The organism is Meiothermus sp. Pnk-1 (assembly GCF_003226535.1).
Lineage (GTDB): Bacteria > Deinococcota > Deinococci > Deinococcales > Thermaceae > Allomeiothermus.
In genome coordinates this window covers 172,224-190,284 of the sequence record NZ_QKOB01000004.1, presented here as the reverse complement: position 1 = coordinate 190,284, position 18,061 = coordinate 172,224, and the positions used below count along the sequence as shown (strand labels likewise).

Here is an 18,061-nt window from a genome sequence, read left to right as displayed (position 1 = left end):
ATGGCGCCCCGTCGGTGGCTCACCGCCCTACTGGCCCTAGCCCTGCTGGGTTGCAGCCCATCGGCGACCTTGGCGAGCGATGCCTTTGAGGCCAACCGCCTCCTGGGTCGGGGAGTCAATTTCGGCAACGCCCTCGAGGCCCCCAACGAGGGGGACTGGGGCATGGTGCTCGAGCCCGGATTTTTTGACCTGGTCAAGCAGGCCGGCTTCAACCACATCCGCCTGCCCGTGAGCTGGACCTACCACGCCAGCAAGACCCCACCCTACCCCATCGATCCGAAATTCTTCGCGCGGGTGGATTGGGCGCTCGAGCAAGCCACGCAACGGGGCTTACGGATCGTCTTGAACGTGCACCACTACGACGAGCTCAACGCGGATCCGGTGGGGGAGGAGGCCCGTTCGCTGGCCATTTGGCGGCAGGTCGCCGAGCATTACAAGAACCAGCCCGACCTGGTCTATTTCGAGGTGCTCAACGAGCCCCACGGTAAGTTCAACGAGGACCCCGGGCTCTGGAACGCCTACCTGGCCAAGGCCCTGGCGGTTATTCGGCAGTCCAACCCTGCCCGCCCGGTGGTGGTAGGGCCGGTAGGCTGGAACAGCATCGGAAAGCTGCCCGACCTGAAGCTGCCGGATGACCCCCACCTGATCGTCACGGTACACTTTTATGAACCCTTCGCCTTTACCCACCAGGGCGCGGAGTGGGTCCAACCCACCCCCCCGGTGGGCACGGCTTGGACGGGCAGCCAGCCGAGCTGGGCGGACTGGTCGTGGGACAGCGGAGTCCGCTTTGGCTCAACCGGCAGCCTCGCTGCCGAGGTTACCTACAACAAGGGCTGGGCCGGCCTCTACCTCCACTCCGACCCAGGCGTCGAGGGCTATACCGCCCTGGCCTTCCAGACGAACCGGGCGGTCCACCTCAACCTCCGTTGCAACCAAGCAGGGGGCAAAGCCCTCACCACCCAGGCCGATCGCGAGACCGTCTTTAGCCTCTCCGGCTGCCCACCTCGCCTCCACGACCTCATCCTGCAGAACAACACGCCCCAAGCGCAGCCGACGTACACCTTGAGCGGCCTCGAGCTGCGCGGCCCCGGAAAGGTTTTGCCTTTGCTCACGAACGAAGCGGGGGCCATCCAGGGTGCATTTGCGTTTGCCGCAGCGTGGGCCAAGATCCACCACCGCCCCCTCTACCTGGGTGAGTTCGGCGCGTATGGGAAGGCCGAGCTGGGCTCGAGGGCGCGCTGGACCGCCGCGGTGCGCACAGAGGCCGAAAGGCAGGGCTTTAGCTGGGCTTACTGGGAGTTCGGAGCGGGGTTCGGGATCTATGACCGCGCTGCCAGAAGCTGGCACCTGCCGCTGTTGAAGGCGTTGATTCCCTGAGCGCTTTTCTCCCGCGAGGGGCCGCCGATGCGGTTCACGCGCCGTAGGCGCTGGCTGGGGGTGCAGCCACAGGGGCAGGCGTGTGCAGGGCAATCGGGGTCTTCAAAGTAAGGTGAGCTACTATATTCCCCGCAAAAAGCCGGGGACGGGAGGGAAAATGGAGATACGGGCTCTATTGGTGGAGGAGCACCGCCAGACTGGGGCTTCCATTCGCAGCCTGGCCCGGAAGTATAGGGTGAGCGATGGGACGGCCTGGGGGTGGGTGCATGGGAAGTCCACTCGTTATCAGGGCTAGGGCCGAGTGATGTCTACAGTCATTTGGGGCTTCAGTATCCACATTTGTTGACCAATAATGGTCATATCTTCTATCATTGAGTAGTAAGAGAGGGGTTCGCAATGCCCAAGGCTGCTGATTGGAACAAGAAGCTGGTCAACATCGCCGAGGCCAAGGCCCAGCTCTCCCGGTTGGTGGAGCGGGTCGAGCGGGGGGAGGTGGTCCTTATCGGGCGGTACGGCCGGGTGGTGGCCAAGCTGGTACCTCCCGAGGCCCCTCCCAAGCCCAGGCGGGTGCCGGGGGTCTGGAAGGGGAAGATCTGGATCGCCCCAGACTTTGATGAACCTAACGCCGAGATTGCCCGGATGGTGGAGGAAGGTCCGATTGAACCTGTTACTCGATAGCCACATCGTGCTGTGGTGGCTTTCCGATGATCAAAGGCTCTCTCGCAAGGCCCGCCAGTTGATTGAGCGGGCCGACGAGGTCTTTGTGAGTGCCGCGACCACCTGGGAGCTGGCGGTGAAGGCTTCGCTGGGCAAGTTGCGAATGCCGAAGGGTTTCTTGGAGGTGGTGGAGGATCAGGGGTTCACCCATCTGCCCATTACGCCGCTGCACGCTCTGGCTGTACAAAGCCTGCCGTGGCATCACCGCGACCCCTTCGACCGCATCCTGCTGGCCCAGGCCACCGTCGAGGGGCTGGGGCTGATGAGTGTGGATGAGGCGCTAGCTCCGTATGGAAGATTCGTGATCAGGGTCTGAAGAGCCTGTTGCGACTTTGCTAAGAGCCAACCGGGCGGTGGCCGAGTATAGCCAGCTGGTAGAAGGACTCACGGGGGAGGCTGGGGGGAGCCCCCAGGGAACCGTGCTGGCTGGCATGTTAGCTGCGCGGGAATCAGGACAGGTCAGCCAAACAGAATTCGTCGCGAACCTGCTGGCCTTGCTCGACGCTGGTACCCAGACCACCGCTGACTTCATTACGAACAGCGTGCTGGTACTCTTGAGCCACCCGGACCAGCTCAAGCTGCTCAGGGAGGATCCGCAGCTGCTCGGCTACGCCGTCCAGGAACTCCTGCGCTTCGAAAGCCCCGTACAAATCGTTGGCCGCTGGGCAACCGAGAGCTTCGCTCTTCAGGGTAAATGGATCGAGCAGGGCCAAGTCGTGTACCTAGTCCTGGGCTCGGCTAACCGTGATCCCAGCTGGATGAGCGATCCGAACCGGCTTGACTAAGGAAGTTGGAGCGTACAGCGGCCTTTGGCGGAGAGATCCACTATTGCCTGGGTGCCCCCCTAGCCCGCCTGATAGGGGGAAAAGCTCTAGAGGTTCTCCTACAGTGGAAAGGCAGCTTGTCTTTGCGCGGCCCACGTTCGGGTTTCGTGGGCTTACTGAGCTGATAGTATCGTGGTAATGGCAGGCGTGTGCAGGGCAATCGGGGTATTCCCGCTCAGGTGGGGTACGTTCTTCCCCGCAAGAAGCCGGGGCCGTCGGAGAAAGGAGAGGTTCGGGTTGCCCTGATTGAGGAGCACCGCCGGACAGGGGCCAGCCCCCGCAGCCTGGCCCGGAAGTATGGGGTGAGCAGTGGGACAGCCTGGAGGTGGGTATACGGGAAGCGTGTTCGTCCGAAGCGGGAGCCCGACCCCCACTACCCCTATCCCCTCCCCGATGCGCTATGGCAGCGGTTAGCGCCCCTGGTTCAGGGCAAAGGCAAGGGAGCCCCTCCCCGCTACGCCAAGCGCTCCCTCGTGGAGGCCATCTTCCTGGTGTTGCGGGAGGGGCGGCCCTGGGGGGATACCCCTCCGGGTTACCCACCGGGGAAGATGGTCTACTGGCACTATAGGAACTGGGTCAGCCGGGGGGTGTGGGTGGAGGTGGAGCGGATGCTAGTGGGTTATGCACCCCCCTCGCCCCGTCCCGCTGATACTTCTTCCAGCACCTCCTGAAGGGGGTGGCAGAGCGCCACCAGCCGCGGCTGGATCTCCAGAAGGATTTCTTCGAGAACTTTGTGCCCCAGGCGAGGTATGGAGGCGTACAGCAGGCCGAGGGCTCGGTCTTCCTGCTCCAGGGCCTCGAGCGCCACCAGAGCTTTCTGGATATTCTCTTCCAGACTTTTGGTCTCCTCGAGCGCTTTGCGCAGAACAGCCTCGAGCCCGCGTCCTTGCGGCCCGAGCAGCGGCTCAGCGCTCACACGCCACCCCGTCGCCGTCCCGATCCAGCCCCTTCCAATATCCCGGCTGCCCTCGGTAGATGGGAGCGGCCCCAGCCGCGCGGGCCTCGGTGCAATTGCGGTAGTAGGCGCCCGCGGGCACGGGGGTGGAGGGACTCGAGGGCCGCGGCGTCCCGGCAGTGGGGGGGTTGGCCGGGTTTCTGCGGTACTCCCACGGGGCCTGGAAGCTCCCCTGCCACACCCCGCGCCGTGCGGCCTGGGCCTGTCGCTGGGCCTCGAGGTACACGCTGCCGCCATACTCTACGTAGGCCAGCGCCCAACCCTCTGCCACCAGCCAGCGGTTGACTTCGGTGCCGCCCACGCTGCACACCGCCACCGTGCGCCCGTAGCGGTCGGTGTCTTTCTGCTCACAGTGCACGGTGCGTTGCCCCAGGAAGTCCGCCAGGGCAAAAGCCGCCCGCCTGCCACAGGGCCAGGGCTTCCCCGCCGCGTCCAGGCAGGTTTGCGAAGACTCCACCGCGTCCACGCCCCACAAGCGGATGCGAACCCCCTGGATCTCCAGGGTGTCCCCGTCAATCACACTCGAGCGGCCCACCAGAATACTCTGAGCTAGAGACAACCCCACCAGGGCCAACAAAAAAACAAACCAAGGTTTCATATCTCCAGTTGCTCAGCAACTGCGCCAGTACCCGCTGACATAGGTGCCGTTTTTGCGGTAATAGCCGTTCACCCAGCACTTTCCTGAGCTGGGCACGGCAGGAGCGGGGCTGGCGGCAGGGCTTGTTGCCGGGGTGGGTTCGGCGGTGAGGCTGCGAGGCCGGTAGACCCAATCTGGGACCCGGACCACCGTGGTCTTGCCCGCCTCGAGCAGCAGGCTCTGGGTGAGCCGCACAGCACCGTCGTAGAAGGTGACGTAGTACAGGCCCTCTTCCAGCCGGGACAGGTCGCGCACTGGCTGGTTACGAGCATCCCACAACAGCACCAGGTAGGTGACGCCTGCCAGGTTGAGCTCGAGCCCGGCCCTAGCCGTGTAGTTAGCATCCTGGGCCAGGGCTGGTGCCTGCAGCAGGGTCTTTTTACCCCGCTCGACACGGAAGCTCACCCGTGTAGTACGATAGCCCGGCTTGCTGTATGTGGCGAAGTACTCCCCCGGCGACAGGTCCAGGGTTTCCAGCACCCGCCCCTGAGGGTCCTCAAGTACGGTATAAGCTCCCTGCGGCCCGGCGTCGAGCTCCACACCGGTCTCCCCATCAATGGAGGATAAGGGAACAGGGGCTTCGGCGGCGCCCCCACTGACCCGGGCTAGCGGGAGGGGGGGGTTCACCTGGTTGTCCACCGTGGTCAGGATCGAATCCGTCGAGCCACTCAGCGTTAGGGTGAGGTTCCAACCTGGGCCTGCCAGTGCCACGATCCAGCGCTCCAGTGGTGGTACACCTCCCACACTCCGGGCGGTCTCTCTGAGCAGTGCACCCAAATCAGCAGCCGTCTGGAGGCGCTCCAGATCGGTGCGGTCGGTCTGGGCTAGAACCACCACCCCGGTGCCGGGTATCGCCTGAGCCAGCAGGCGGGCCTCCGCCCCCAAGTAACCCTGCAGGTTCTGGGCCAGCAGTTCCGGGGTGCCTTGGCCCCAGGCCAGGCTAAGGAGAGTGAGCAAAACTACAACCAGCAAGGACAAAGAGCGCATCGGGCCTCCTTCAAGGGAAAATTCGCTTTATGCCATAATAGTATCCAACTTCCCCGACCTCTTCGAGAACTAGGTAATTGGTGTTTTAGCCCAAGGAGTCGTCACTTCCCGGGGTTGTCTCCAGCCGAGGAGCTCGAGCGCGGGGAGTTGTGGCTATGAAGCCAGGTTCGCAACTGCTCAAGGGGCATGGGCCGGGCGAAGTGATAGCCCTGAGCCAGGGCACAACCCTCAGCCCGCAGCCACTCCACCTGCTCGGCGGTCTCCACCCCCTCGGCCACACACTCTAAGCCCAGGTTCCTGGCCAGGAAGAAGACGCCCTGCAGGATAGCCTGGTCCTGAGGATGGCTTCCGATCCCCTGTACGAAGCTGCGGTCGACCTTGAGGTGGTCGAGCGCAAAGCTCCGCAGGTACGTCAGCGAGGAGTAGCCGGTGCCAAAGTCGTCCACCGCTACCCGTACCCCCAGCGCCCTGAGCCGCTTCAGCACCGGCTGAGCGGCAGCGGGATCGGCCAGGGTGCGCTCGGTGATCTCCAGCACCAGCTTGTCTGGGGCGGTCGTGGTCTGCTCCAGGCTCTCCTGCAGGAAGCGCACAAACCCCGGCTCGCGGAAGCTCTGGGGGGCGAGGTTGACTGCCACCCAGCCCGGCAGGCCGGCGGCCTCCCCCAGCGCCCGGCGCAGCACGTAGCGGTCGAGTTCGCGGATAAGGCCGCGTTCCTCGGCCAGGGGGATGAAGACCTCGGGGGAAATGAACCCCCGGGTAGGATGCTGCCAGCGCACCAGCGCTTCCACCCCCGCGACCTGCCCGCTGCCCAGGTCCAGCACCGGCTGGTAGTGCAGGATGAGTTCCCCTTCGGCTAGCGCCCGGCGCAGCGCTTCCTCCAGAACCATATATTCGCGGGTCCGGCGGGCTTCCTCGGGGTCAAACAGGGCCATCCGACAGTCCTCGCTTCGGGCCCGCTGCATGGCAGCGTAGGCCGCCGAGAGCAGCCCCTCCAGGTCGAGGGCGTTCTTGGGATAGCAGGCGATGCCCACGCTGGGGGTGAGGTGGACGGGCCGGTCCCCCAGAAAAAAGGGGGCCTCCAGGGCTCGTTGCAGCCGCCGGGCCAGGCGCAACACCCCGCTGGGGATGGCGTTTTGCGCTACCAGGGCGAACTCCCCTCCCCCGCAGGAGACCAGGTAGTCCTGCTCGCGGGTAACCCGCCGCAAGCGCTCTCCTGCGCGCTGCAGCAGCAGGTCGGCCTGGCGCTGGCTCAGCACCTCCCGCAAGGAGGCAAAGCCCTCCAGCCCCAGCCACAAGACCGCTACCCCCCAGCCCTGGCGGCGGGCCAGGGCCAGTATCCTGGCCCCTTCCTGGAGCAGCGCCGCGCGGTTGGGCAACCCGGTCACCGGATCGTGGTAGGTCAGGCGCTCGAGGCTATGCTGTAACTGCTGCTGGGCGCTCAGGTCGCGCAGGGTTAGCTGGATGGCCGCCCGGTCCGCGTACCACACCCTCGCCCCGCTGACCTCGGCCGTGACGGGAGTACCGTCGAGGCGGCGCCACCTCACCTCCACCCGTTCGGCCCCTGGCCGTCCCGCCCCCGGGAACTCGCTACTTTCTCGCGGCGATACGAGGGTCTCCACGGGCGTAGGCACCAGGGGCAGGCTTTCAGGCCCCACCAGGCTCCGCACCGAGCGCCCCAGCAATTCCTTAGGGTGCCGGGCCCCCAACATGCGTCCGGCCTCCGGATTGACATAGAGGATGCGCTCCCCGTCGTGCACCAGCACCCCTACAGGAGCCATCTCCACCAGGCTGCGGTAGCGCCCTTCGCTGGCTTCCAGCCTGTCCACCAGTCCCCGCACCCAGCCGCTGGCCGCCCCCAGCAGCAGTCCCACGTAGAAGCCGGGCCCTTTGAGGGTCATCAGTAGCGGCTCCCCTACCTGGCTGAACAGCCATACGTGCAAAGGAAAGTTCACTGCCGCCAGCACCAGCCCTCCCCTCATCCCCAGCAGCCAACCAGCCAACCCCACCCAGACCGCGCTGAGGGCCGCGACCCCCAAGCCCATGTGAGGGAAAAGCACCAGAAACAAGACAACATAGGTAGCGATAGCGAGCGCAACCCACCCAAGCCGCCGGTAGGGGAAGCCAGGATACGGGAACAATCGGGCTTTGTGCACAGTATCGTAGTGTAAAATTGCTTGCAGATAATAGCTGTGCTGGATAACCCACCCGGTGACCAATTACCGAATAGGAGTTACGCAGTTGACCGGGTATTCTTCAATGCGCTAGGAGGATAGAGCTTAGCTAACCTTCTCCAAAGGAGGTGATGCCTATGAACCGACCAAAGTGCGATGACCTGGACTACATCCACTTCCTTATCGCCGCTCAACGGGTCTTCACCTGTACTGAGGCGGCGAGGTGTCAGCCGGAAGGGGATCAGGCCCCGGCCCACGATGCCTTTACCCGCCTGCTGCAAAGACAGCCGCCCGACACGGCGGCGTTGTGGCAGGAAGCCAAGGCATTCGTCAACCTCAGGAAGGGACTGCTGATCCTGGATGACACTACCCTGGACAAACCGTACGCCCGGAGGATGGATCTGGTGACTTACCACTGGAGCGGTAAGCATCAGGGGGTCGTCAAAGGGATCGCCCTGTTGACCCTGCTGTGGACAGAGATGCCTGTTTCGCCGCGTAGCGGGGTGGGGCAGGCCCTGATCCCTTGCGACTTTCGGGTCTACGACAAGCCCCAGGATGGGCAGACTAGAGCCTGCTAGGAAGCAATACGTAAACCATCCAGAACTTTCGGTAAAAGCAGAATGGAGAAAGCCAGCCAGTGAAAACCCTTGAGGGTCTCAGTAAGACGCTCATAGTCACGAGCCAGACGGCGAAAACGAGCCATCCAGGCAAAGCTGCGTTCGACCACCCAGCGCCGGGGAAGCAGGACGAAACCCTTCTTGCTCTCTTCTAGCTTGACCACACATAGGGCGATCCCCTCTTGGGCAGCCGCTTGCTCAGCTTCGGAGCCCGTATAGCCCTGATCCACAAAGGCGATTTCGACTTGCCGGTTGGCAACGGCTTGCACCGCTTTAGAGAGTTCCGCTACCTGGGCACGCTCCTGCTCATTGGCCGGGGTGACCACCATCGCCAGCAGGTGCCCCAGCGTATCTACGGCCATGTGCACCTTGCTCCCTTTGCGCTTCTTAGCCCCGTCATAACCTGCTCGCTCACCGCTCTCAGGACTTGATTGCAAGGTTCGACCATCATAGATGGCTGCGCTGGGCTGAGCCGCTCGGCCCTGCAATAGCCGCAGCGTTTCCCGCAGGTCATGCACCAAATCCTCAAATACGCCCCTGTTCATCCAGCGCCTGGCTTGTTCGCTGACAATCTGGGGGGGTGGGAAGTCGTGGGGCAAGTACTCCCACTGAGCGCCGGTTCTTACCAGCCAACGCAGGGCGTTGAATACTTCCCGCAGGTCGTATTTGCGCTGCCGTGCATCCAGGGGCAACAGGGTCAGGTAGGGCATCACAAAGGCCCACTCCACCCGGCTAACGCCGCGAAACAACGCCTCATCGCTTACGTCGGATGGGTATGGCTTGCGTATGGTTGGCTTCATGTCCTAAACATAATCTGCCTACCGCGTTTGGGATAGGTTCTTAGTAGCCTCTAAAAACGACCACTTTCAGCAGATGCTCCAGCAGGCCAAGAAGAGAGGGTTTGCGCCGGAATGTGTCCTGATGGATAGCTGGTATGCCGGCTTGGAGAACCTCAAGCGAATCCGGGACCTGGGCTGGCTATTTCTGACGCGGCTGAAGGGCAACCGCCTAGTCAACCCGGATGGGAAGGGAAATGTACCCATCGGTGGGGTGGAAATCCCTGGGGAGGGGCGGGTGGTTCATCTTCGGGGTTTCGGGTTCGTCCGGGTGTTCCGGACGGTTTCTAAAGACGGGGACGCGGAACACTGGGCCACGAACGATCTGGGGATGAGCGAAGAGGAGCAGGCGGCGTTGGAGCGGCGGGGATGGGGCATAGAGGTTTATCATCGGGGGCTCAAGCAGTGTTGTGGGGTGGAGAAGGCCCAGGTTCGCAAAGCGGTGGCCCTTCTCAACCACCTTTTGCTTTCGATACGAGCCTTTCTAAGGTTGGAGGCCTATCGGTTGAAGGTGGGGGTGAGTTGGTATGAGGCCAAGACAGCGATAGTTCGCGACGCCATCCGAACCTACCTGGCGCATCGTGTCTATGAGTTTGCCTCAACTGCGTAAGTCCTAACCGAATTCTCAGCATAAAGGTCTATACAATCCAGATATGCGCCTCAGCCACGCTGGCCCAGCAGACGTGATCGGGCGCTGGGGCCGATGGCGCGGAAGAATGGGGGTTAGAGCCGAAGGCGGTTGGGTCGCCCAAAGCCCATAGTGACCTGAAAAGGCGGTGCCGGATGGAGCCGAAAAACAAGCGAGCGAACCCTGCCTCCACGCCTTTACCCGGCAGGCCCTTCCCGATGCCGGACATCCTCCTCTCCGCTTCCAGGACCAGCGATGCCTCCGTCGACGTGATCGTGCTGGACGCCCTACGCGCCATCCGCGAGCACCTGGGCATGGAGGTGGCGTTCGTGTCGCAATTCCACGACGGTAGACACTACTTCCGCTTCGTCGATTCCTCCTCGGCAGACCCCCCCATCGCCGCGGGTGACTCCGATCCCCTCGAGGAGTCTTACTGCCAGCGCGTCGTCGATGGACGGCTTCCCGAGCTGATCCGCGACGCCTCGCAGCTACCAGCGGCGCTGGAGTTGCCGGCCACCACCGCCTTGCCGGTGGGAGCCCACCTGAGCACCGCCCTGCGCCTGAGCAACGGCCAGATCTACGGCACCATCTGCTGCTTCAGCTCCAAGCCCGACCCCACCCTGGGCGAGCGCGACCTGGCCCTGCTGCACCTGTTCGCCAGCTTCGTTTCCCAGCAGATCGAACGGCGGCTGGAGGCCGAGCACGCCCGGCAGGCGATGGTCGAGCGGGTCTCGTCGGTGCTCGAGGCCGAAGCTTTCAGCACCGTCTACCAGCCGATTTTTCACCTCGCGGAGGGGAGGATCCTGGGCTTCGAGGCCCTGACGCGGTTCTCGGCCACACCCGCCCGCAGTCCCGACGTCTGGTTCAACGAGGCGGCTGAAGTCGGCCTAGGCGAGCGACTCGAGATGGCGGTGGTCACAAAGGCCCTGGCCGGGCTCGAGCACCTGCCCCCTGAACTCTTCCTCTCGCTCAACGTCTCCCCGGCCCACCTCCTCAGCGGCGCGGTCGCCCGCGTACTCGAGGGCATGCCGCTGGGCCGCATCGTGCTCGAGGTGACCGAACACGTCCCCATCCCTGACTATTCAAGATTCGCCGCGGTCCTTAAGCCCCTGCGCAGCCAGGACTTACGCCTGGCGGTCGATGACGCCGGCGCTGGCTACGCCAGCTTCAGCCACATTCTCCAGCTCGACCCCGACCTGATCAAGCTCGACACCACGCTCACCCGCAACATCGATACCGATCGCACGCGCCGCTCGCTGGCGGCAGCGCTCATCCGCTTCGCGCAGGAGACCGGGAGCAGGATCGTCGCCGAGGGGGTGGAGACCGTGGCCGAGCGCGATACCTTGCACAGGCTGCAGGTTGACATGGCCCAGGGCTATCTACTGGGGCATCCGCTGCCGATCGCCGAGGCCGTCGCCCTGCTGCCATAAAGCCACGCGCGAGCCTCAAACGGGGCTACCGGCTCTTTGCTGAAGCCGCCGTAGCGTCAACGGCCCGAATATCACTTCCGCCATCCTGCATTCCAATTAGACTGCAGATGATCATGAGCAAATCCGCCCCTCGCGAGCACGGTCAAAAACAACTACATCTAAGCCTGCGGGCGCAGCCTTTCGAGATTCCTCCCCTGTGGGATGCCCTCCTGATCGGCTGTCGGGCTCCCATCGGTCCAGAGGCGGCTCGGCGGATGGCCGAAAGCCTATCCCCCGGCCAGTACGAACTGATCCCTCTGGAGGGGCCGGTCATCGAGGCCTGCCTGGTGCGCAAGAAGCTGCTGCAGCTGGTGGAAGGGGAAAGCCTGGTGCAGCTCCTGCTGGAGGAGTGCGCACAGATGCTCGATGAGGAAACGGTGATCCGGGTGCACCTGGACCCGGAGTTGCAGGCCCGGCGCACTCTACGGTTAAGGTAAAATCCGTCCAGCGTATGCAGCGCCGTGTTGTCGATGCCATGACCCGGGATCCCCGGGTGGTAGAAGGTGAGCTAAGCGTGGCCGAGGCGGCCCGCCTGATGAACCAGCACCGGGTGGGTGGCCTGCCGGTGCTGGTGGGGGGGCGGCTGGTGGGCTTGTTGACCTCCCGGGACGTGCGGGCGGCCCACCCCAACCGCCTGGTACTGGACGCCATGCGCAAAGATCCCCTCACCATCTCCCCCGAGGCTAGCCTCTTCGAGGCCTTCGAGCGGATGCAGCAGGAGGGGGTGGAGCGGCTGCTGGTGGTGGAGGAGGAGAAATTGGTGGGGGTGCTGACCAAGGGTACGCTTCTGTACGCCCTGGGCGCCAGCCAAGATCCCCTGACCGGGCTGGCCCGCGCCGACTGGCTGCGGCACACCCTCGAAGGGTATCTGCAGGGAGGGTTGGATCCTACGTTGATCTTTGCCGACCTGGACGGATTCGGCGCCCTCAACAAAGCCCATGGCCACGTGGCAGCAGACCGGGCCCTGCGGGCGCTAGGCCAGTTGCTGGGGAATTTTGCCCGCACCCACGGCGGGGAAGCCTTCCGCTACGCCGGTGACGAGTTCGTGCTGCTATTCCCCCGCCCCCGCAGCGAGGTGCTACCCCTATTGGAAGCGCTGCGGCAAGAATTAGGAACGCTGAAGGTGGAGGGCCTGCCGCCGCTGTCCTTCTCCCTGGGCATATCTGGGGGACAGCGCCACTCGGGCCGGGTGCCAGAGAACCCGGCGGCCACTGCTGACGACCTGATCAACCTGGCCAGCCAGGCCTCCACTAAAGCCAAGGGAAGCGCCAAAGGCTGGGTCCAGGTGGCTGGGAAGCCAGATCTCTGGGATCGTAGACCGTAGTTTGAAATCCTCTCCGCCCTGAAGGGCAGAGCTGCTTTGCTGCATCTGCCGCACAACGGGTTAATTTCCTTTAACGGCAATCACGTAGCTCGAGCCCTGCTTCACCAACAGCCCCATGCGTTCTAGACGCCGGAGCCTGTCCCCTGCGGAACTCTTAGCGATTCCGAGCGCCCGGCTGACGCTCGAGGGGCCCACAGGCCCTGCCGCAGCCAGGCGGAGCACCTTCCGATCAACCTCGGAGAGGGGGAAATCTGGCCCCCTTGAGGGAGCCTCGTGTCCTTCCTGGGTGGGTAAGGTTACCGGCCTGACCTCAAGGTGTTCGCCTAACGGCGAAGCAGCGGGATGAGCTGCGTGAGCAGTCTGTTTCGGCAAGGGCTCATCTACCGTCCGGTGAACAGTGGCATTAGCCATCCGTCCCGACAGGGGATCGTCCGTCTTCCTGACCGCCCGGACTTCCTGCCTTACCTGGCGGATCCTGGTCTCCACAGCCTCCGCCGAAACAAACGCCTGAAGTGTTTGCTCGGGGAATGCGCCGTGCAGTTGGGCTGCTTCAAGGTGTTCCCCTACCGGGGAAGCAGCGACTACCGACGTGCGAGCGGGCTGTGTGGTGGTTTCTCCACACAGGTCGGTGTCCCCAGCCCGTTCAATCCGAGCCTCGTACATGCTGGAGAAGTTGCCCCAGAACACCACGAAGGCCCCGATAAGGCTGCCCCAGAAGGCCCACGGGGAGTGAATGACTACATACGCAAAGCTCATATAGAAGGTCGCAACCTCGACCGCGAGGGCCAGCGCCCACGAGGCCCGCACCCCCTGGGCCTCGTAGCCCCGGTAGTAGTGGCGCAGGTGCGAGTAGGAGGAGGCCAGCGCCAGGGCGTACACCAACACGCCAAAGCCAGCGCCTACAGCACCGATCAGGTCTCCACGGCTGCTTCGCGGAGCGAACACCTCGAGGAAGAAATCTCCCACCACCCGGCCCGTGACCAGTCCAACCACCGGCAGGGCCAGAGCCGCGATGAGGGAGAGCAAAGCCGCTTGCCAGCGCATAGCAATATGTTACCGTACAAAGGAATATAGTACGCCCTCCTCTTCCGAAGAAATGTAAAAGGGGTACCTCACCAAAACTCCCAACAAGAGGGCAAAAATAACGTTCTGGAGGCTATTTACCGTGTTGGGAGTTTTTGTTTTTAGCTAAACCCAACTCTCAACATTCCCAACAGACCCGTATCTTCGCGCTCAGCCCTCGGGGATGGGTTCAAGCATCTCCAGCACAGCCTCAGGCTGGATCTGCCCCTTGAACCACAGCACCCGCCCCGGCAGGTCGGCCAGTGCCTCCTGGCTCAGGGCCAGGCGCCGGGAGACCGCCAGAATGAGGTGGTCCATTCGCGCCGCCCGTACCTTCTCCAGCTTGCGCCGCAAATACTCCGGATGCCAGAAGCCCACGATCTCCAGATATACCCGCCGCCCGTCCGGGTGGCGCAGGGCGAAGTCGGGCAGAAAAACCGTGCCCTTGAGGTCCACCACCTCCACCTCCCGCTCGAGCCGCCAGGGAGTCTGAAGCTTCTCCCAGCGCCGGGCGAAGGTGGCCTCGAGCACCGAGTCGAACTCCGGGGGGCGGGGATAGTGCGAGCGCAATCGCTGGCTCACGGCGCGCCAGTCGAGGGCATACTCCACGGCCTGGCCCTGCAGCCAAAGCCGCGCCGTCAACTCCCAGCGGGTTACGTGCAGCAAGGCCGGAAGCAGGGCCGCCATGCGCACCCCGTAGCGCCGGGTAGCCTGAAACAGCGAGGCGGGCCCGTCCACGTGGATCCGGTAGCCGCTATCCAGGTCGCCTTCCACGGTGAACATGAGGCGGTAGAACTTCAGGTAGCGGAAGAGCTTCTTATACTCCCCCACCTCGTTGCGGTGCACCTGCAGGACCAGGTGGGTGGCCGAATAGAGCAGGCCCTGGGCCTGGGCCAGGTTATAGCGGTCCAAAAGCTGGGCGGGGGTGAGGTCGGGCAGGCGCACCAGCAGGTGGTTCTCCGGCAGGTCGGCGTATAGCAGGGCCGGTATCTGGCTCGCCTCCAGCGCGTGGCGCTCCGCCAGATCCCTTAGCACCCCCTGCGTGGTGGGGGTGCCGTATCCCCGCTGCGCCGCGAGGGCGAACGCTTCCTCGCGCAGCCGGGCCGGCTCGAGGGAAGTCCCCAGGGCGAACTCCGCCTCGCTGAGGGCCAGGTGGGCCAGGCCGCGCACCAGGTTGTAGTCCGGAGAGTCCCCCTCCAGGGCGTGCAGGGCCTCCATCAGCTCGCCCCGGCGCAGCCGGTGGTGTTCCGCGATGACCCCCAGCACCGCCTCGGCCCAGGGCAGCCCGCGATCCGGCCGGACGAAGCGGGGATAGGCCCGACCTGAGCGCACGGTGTAGGCGAGGTGTTCGCTCTTGAGCACGGCCACTCCCCGAACCCTATCCCTCCCCCAGATCCTCCCAGGAAAGCGGCCGCGACGGGAGGGGGCTGACGGGGTGGGCCGGACGCTCCAGGCCGCGCCGCTGCAAGGAGGCCCGCTGTTCGCGCGTGGCCTCGGTGAAGATCTCGTACAGCACCGCCCGCTTGTCTCCCGAGCGGCGCAACACCCGGCCCAGCCGCTGGATGAACTCTCGCTCCACCGCCGATCCCGAGAGGTTCACCGCCACCGCGGCGTCGGGAAGGTTGATCCCCTCGTTCATCACGTTGCTGCTCACGATGGCCAGGTAGCGGCCCGAGGCGAAGCCCTCCAGGAGGGCCTGCCGCTCTTTGATGGGGGTCTGGTGGGTGATGCAGGGGAGCAGGAAGGCCTGACTGACCTGGTAGGCCAGGTCGTTTTCCTTGGTGAAGATCAGGGTCTTCTGCCCGCTGTGGCGGGTCAGGATGACCTCCAGCGCCCGCAGCTTGGCCGGAGCGGCGGTGGCGATACGGGCCGCTTCGCGGTGAGCCCGCATGGCCCGGCGGCCCGATTCGCTGCGGGAGGAGCGCCGGACGAACTCCGCCCAGCCCGCCAGGGTGCCCAGGTCGATGCCCTGGGCCTGCACGAAGGCGTTGCGCACCTCGAGCGCCTGGCGGTAAGCGGCCCGCTCGGAAGGGGACAGGGCCACCCGGACTTCCTCGATGCGGTAGTCGGCCAGCACACTGCCCTTGAGTTCCGCGGCTTCTTTGCGGTACACCAGCGGCCCCACGTACTCGTACAGGAGCTCCTGGCGCCCATCGCTGCGCTCGAGCGAAGCGGTGAGCCCCAGCCGGTACGGGGCCAGGGAGTAGGTGGCGATGGGGCTATAGAAGTCGGTGGGCAGGTGATGCACCTCGTCGAGGATCAGGCAGCCGTAGCGATTGCCCAGCCCCTCGGCATGGATGGCCGCGCTGTCGTAGGTGGCCACCGCCAGGTCGAAGACCTCGTGCTCGCCATCGCCGATGAGGCCCACCGGCAGATCCGGGAAAGCGGAGCGCAGCTCCGCGTACCACTGATGCATCAGCACCCGGGTGGGCACGACCACCAGCGCCGAGCGGCCTGCCCAGGAGAGGGCTAGCAGACCCAGCGCGGTTTTACCCGCGCCGGTGGGGAGCTCTACCAGGCCCCGCCCACGGTTTTGCTTCCAGGCCGCGAGCGCTTCCCGCTGGTGGGGGTGCAGGGCATAGGGCGGGGTGTAGTCCAGCGCTAGCCGCCGGTACTGAGGAGCGCGGTTGGCCTGGAGCTGTCCGCGCAGCTCGCTCGCCACCTCGAAGTAGCGGTAAGCCGGGGCCCGCCAGGCCTCTACCCGGGCGTCCCAGCGAAACACGGAAGGCAACGCGGGAGGAGCGGGAGTCCCCACCAGGAGCAATGTACCCCGGTCATAGCGCAAAACCCCGGACACCGGATACCAGGATACGCCGGGAAAGGGGGTGCAGCATGAAAGTAGTGAGGAACCCCAATCACCATGCCCGCGCGACACTGGATCAAGCCGCTTGACATGGTTTGAAAGCAGGGATTATTGTTAGATTGTTACAACAATATGACAAAGCCAACTCCTACACCATACGTGTTCACTCATTTCGACAGGAAGACTCCTGTTTATTACCAACTGTACGAAGCCCTTAAGCAGTTGCTTTTAAGCGGTCAGTACTCTTCTGGCGACAGGTTCCTTACAGAGAAGGAAATCGAGACCACCTTTCATGTAAGCCGGGTAACCGCCCGCCTAGCCTTAGAGCGCTTAGTCCGGGAGGGGTATGTCATGCGGCATCGTGGCCAGGGAACCTTTGTGGCTCGCTCGTATGAGGCCTTCGATGCTAAACGCCTCTCCAGTTTCACACAGGACATGGCCTCGCGAGGCCTGAAGGCAAGTGCTCAGATCCTGGAGTTCGACTACGTGCCGCCCTCTGGCAATATGGAGCGCCACTTCGGCAAGAACACCCAGCGCCTTTTGAAGATTGTTCGCCTGAGGCTGGCTGATGAGGAGGCAATAGCCATACAAACCTGCTACCTCTCTGAACGCCTGGCATTTCCCAGGGAACGATTGGCTAATGGATCACTCTATACCCTGCTTGCTCAGGATTTCGGCGTCACTATCGCCAGTGCAGACGAAATCATTATGGCCAGGGCAGCTGACAAGGAGCAGGCAGGCTTGCTCGGCGTACCCATCGGTACACCTTTGCTTTACGTTGAACGTTATACCTTCGCACAAACTGGCGACGCAGTTGAATATGCTGAAATTTTTTATAGAGCCGACCGCTACCGGTTCTATGTGCAGCAAACAGGAGGTATTTGACTATGGGTGACGCGGCTGATGTAAGGGTCCTTCTGGCTGGGGAAAGCTGGGTGAGCCACACTATCCACGTCAAAGGGTTTGACAGCTTCACCACTAGCGAATATGCCGAAGGAGCTTCCTGGCTTATAACTGCCCTAGAGAGTGGCGGCGCTGCCGTGGACTTTCTGCCAAACCATGAAGCTGCACGCAAATTTCCTGCCTCCATCGAGGCACTCCGCAAGTATAGGGTAGTCATCCTCAGCGACATCGGCAGCAACACCCTCCTCCTGCACCCGGACACTTTCTCTAAATCAATGCGCGTGGCAGACCGCTGCGAGCTTATCGCCGAGTATGTGCGGCAAGGGGGTGGGCTGATCATGATCGGAGGCTACATGTCCTTTTCCGGCATCGATGGCAAAGCTCGCTACGGCCGAACTGCCCTGCGTGAGGTACTGCCGGTGACGATGGTGGAAGGAGACGACCGGGTGGAGTGCCCTGAGGGGGTTACTCCGGAGATCGTAGAGCCCGAACACAGCATATTCGCAGGTATTGGCCCTGACTGGCCCAGGTTCCTGGGTTACAACCAACTGCTCCCCCGCGAGGGCGGCCGGGTTCTGGCCAGGATTGGCGAAGACGTCTTTCTCGCCGTGGGCACTTACGGCCAGGGGAAGTGCGCAGCTTTCGCCTCTGACTGTGGGCCCCATTGGGGACCCCCGGAGTTCGTGGGATGGGAGCACTACGCCCGTTTCTGGCAAAACCTCGTCAAATGGCTGGCTGCTTAGGGGGTGAT

General features: G+C 63.7%; 19 protein-coding genes and 2 pseudogenes. 13 read left to right on the top strand and 8 right to left on the bottom strand.

The annotated features are described in order from the left end of the window. From DNA98_RS08100 to DNA98_RS08080, 6 genes are all read left to right on the top strand, one after another. Complete coding sequence (locus DNA98_RS08100; RefSeq protein ID WP_110528809.1) at positions 1-1,377, top strand: glycoside hydrolase family 5 protein; 1,377 nt, start codon at positions 1-3, stop codon at positions 1,375-1,377. A gap of 157 nt (positions 1,378-1,534) precedes the next feature. Continuing rightward, complete coding sequence (locus DNA98_RS17785; RefSeq protein ID WP_158531628.1) at positions 1,535-1,672, top strand: hypothetical protein; 138 nt, start codon at positions 1,535-1,537, stop codon at positions 1,670-1,672. 101 nt (positions 1,673-1,773) lie between these two features. Next, positions 1,774-2,055 (top strand): type II toxin-antitoxin system Phd/YefM family antitoxin, encoded by a 282-nt coding sequence (locus DNA98_RS08095; protein ID WP_110528806.1) that lies wholly within the window; start codon positions 1,774-1,776, stop codon positions 2,053-2,055. Further along, a complete protein-coding gene (locus DNA98_RS08090; protein ID WP_110528803.1) occupies positions 2,036-2,410 on the top strand; it encodes a type II toxin-antitoxin system VapC family toxin in 375 nt (124 codons plus the stop codon). The genes DNA98_RS08095 and DNA98_RS08090 overlap by 20 nt, the downstream gene beginning before the upstream one ends. 16 nt (positions 2,411-2,426) lie before the next feature. Next, positions 2,427-2,879 (top strand): cytochrome P450, encoded by a 453-nt coding sequence (locus DNA98_RS08085; RefSeq protein WP_233493155.1) that lies wholly within the window; start codon positions 2,427-2,429, stop codon positions 2,877-2,879. 218 nt (positions 2,880-3,097) lie between these two features. Next, positions 3,098-3,589: a transposase gene (locus DNA98_RS08080; RefSeq protein ID WP_158531627.1), complete on the top strand. Its 492-nt coding sequence runs from the start codon at positions 3,098-3,100 to the stop codon at positions 3,587-3,589. Here DNA98_RS08080 and DNA98_RS08075 read toward each other — a convergent pair. The 4 genes from DNA98_RS08075 to DNA98_RS08060 all read right to left on the bottom strand — a co-directional run bounded on the left by DNA98_RS08075 (position 3,538) and on the right by DNA98_RS08060 (position 7,650). Beyond that, on the bottom strand, positions 3,538-3,834 hold the full coding sequence (locus DNA98_RS08075) for a cytoskeletal protein beta 5 (RefSeq protein WP_110528797.1): 297 nt from the start codon (positions 3,832-3,834) through the stop codon (positions 3,538-3,540). The genes DNA98_RS08080 and DNA98_RS08075 overlap by 52 nt on opposite strands. After that, positions 3,824-4,471, bottom strand: coding sequence for an excalibur calcium-binding domain-containing protein (locus DNA98_RS08070; protein ID WP_110528794.1), 648 nt, complete (start codon positions 4,469-4,471; stop codon positions 3,824-3,826). Before DNA98_RS08070 ends, DNA98_RS08075 begins: the two co-directional genes overlap by 11 nt. A gap of 12 nt (positions 4,472-4,483) precedes the next feature. Further along, positions 4,484-5,497: a hypothetical protein gene (locus tag DNA98_RS08065; RefSeq protein ID WP_110528792.1), complete on the bottom strand. Its 1,014-nt coding sequence runs from the start codon at positions 5,495-5,497 to the stop codon at positions 4,484-4,486. 101 nt (positions 5,498-5,598) lie between these two features. Next, positions 5,599-7,650, bottom strand: coding sequence for a bifunctional diguanylate cyclase/phosphodiesterase (locus DNA98_RS08060; protein ID WP_110528789.1), 2,052 nt, complete (start codon positions 7,648-7,650; stop codon positions 5,599-5,601). A gap of 149 nt (positions 7,651-7,799) precedes the next feature. Between DNA98_RS08060 and DNA98_RS08055 the strand changes: the two are divergent. After that, a pseudogene (locus DNA98_RS08055) lies at positions 7,800-8,237 on the top strand (IS701 family transposase); the annotation flags it as partial. A 5-nt stretch (positions 8,238-8,242) separates the two neighbouring features. Here DNA98_RS08055 and DNA98_RS08050 read toward each other — a convergent pair. Next, on the bottom strand, positions 8,243-9,085 hold the full coding sequence (locus DNA98_RS08050) for an IS5 family transposase (RefSeq protein WP_110528787.1): 843 nt from the start codon (positions 9,083-9,085) through the stop codon (positions 8,243-8,245). Positions 9,086-9,134: 49 nt separating this feature from the next. Here DNA98_RS08050 and DNA98_RS08045 point away from each other — a divergent pair. The 4 genes and pseudogenes from DNA98_RS08045 to DNA98_RS08030 form a co-directional block, all read left to right on the top strand. Continuing rightward, positions 9,135-9,731, top strand: a pseudogene (locus DNA98_RS08045) (transposase); the annotation flags it as partial. A gap of 236 nt (positions 9,732-9,967) precedes the next feature. Beyond that, entirely contained in the window at positions 9,968-11,179 is a 1,212-nt protein-coding gene (locus tag DNA98_RS08040; RefSeq protein ID WP_110528784.1) for an EAL domain-containing protein, read from the top strand. A 113-nt stretch (positions 11,180-11,292) separates the two neighbouring features. Next, positions 11,293-11,655: a hypothetical protein gene (locus DNA98_RS08035; protein ID WP_110528993.1), complete on the top strand. Its 363-nt coding sequence runs from the start codon at positions 11,293-11,295 to the stop codon at positions 11,653-11,655. A 14-nt stretch (positions 11,656-11,669) separates the two neighbouring features. Beyond that, positions 11,670-12,542, top strand: a complete 873-nt coding sequence (locus tag DNA98_RS08030) for a GGDEF domain-containing protein (RefSeq protein ID WP_110528780.1) — start codon at positions 11,670-11,672, stop codon at positions 12,540-12,542. Between the two features lie 60 nt (positions 12,543-12,602). Here DNA98_RS08030 and DNA98_RS08025 read toward each other — a convergent pair whose 3' ends face one another. The 3 genes from DNA98_RS08025 to DNA98_RS08015 form a co-directional block, all read right to left on the bottom strand. Beyond that, complete coding sequence (locus DNA98_RS08025) at positions 12,603-13,586, bottom strand: winged helix-turn-helix domain-containing protein (RefSeq protein WP_110528777.1); 984 nt, start codon at positions 13,584-13,586, stop codon at positions 12,603-12,605. A 189-nt stretch (positions 13,587-13,775) separates the two neighbouring features. Then, on the bottom strand, positions 13,776-14,972 hold the full coding sequence (locus tag DNA98_RS08020; RefSeq protein WP_158531626.1) for a DUF790 family protein: 1,197 nt from the start codon (positions 14,970-14,972) through the stop codon (positions 13,776-13,778). A 10-nt stretch (positions 14,973-14,982) separates the two neighbouring features. Beyond that, a complete protein-coding gene (locus DNA98_RS08015) occupies positions 14,983-16,401 on the bottom strand; it encodes a DEAD/DEAH box helicase (protein WP_110528771.1) in 1,419 nt (472 codons plus the stop codon). Positions 16,402-16,539: 138 nt separating this feature from the next. On the opposite strand from DNA98_RS08015, the gene DNA98_RS08010 reads away from it, so the two are divergent. After that, entirely contained in the window at positions 16,540-17,292 is a 753-nt protein-coding gene (locus DNA98_RS08010; protein WP_110528768.1) for a GntR family transcriptional regulator, read from the top strand. 2 nt (positions 17,293-17,294) lie between these two features. Then, on the top strand, positions 17,295-18,053 hold the full coding sequence (locus DNA98_RS08005; protein WP_110528765.1) for a glutamine amidotransferase: 759 nt from the start codon (positions 17,295-17,297) through the stop codon (positions 18,051-18,053). Positions 18,054-18,061: the final 8 nt, after the last annotated feature.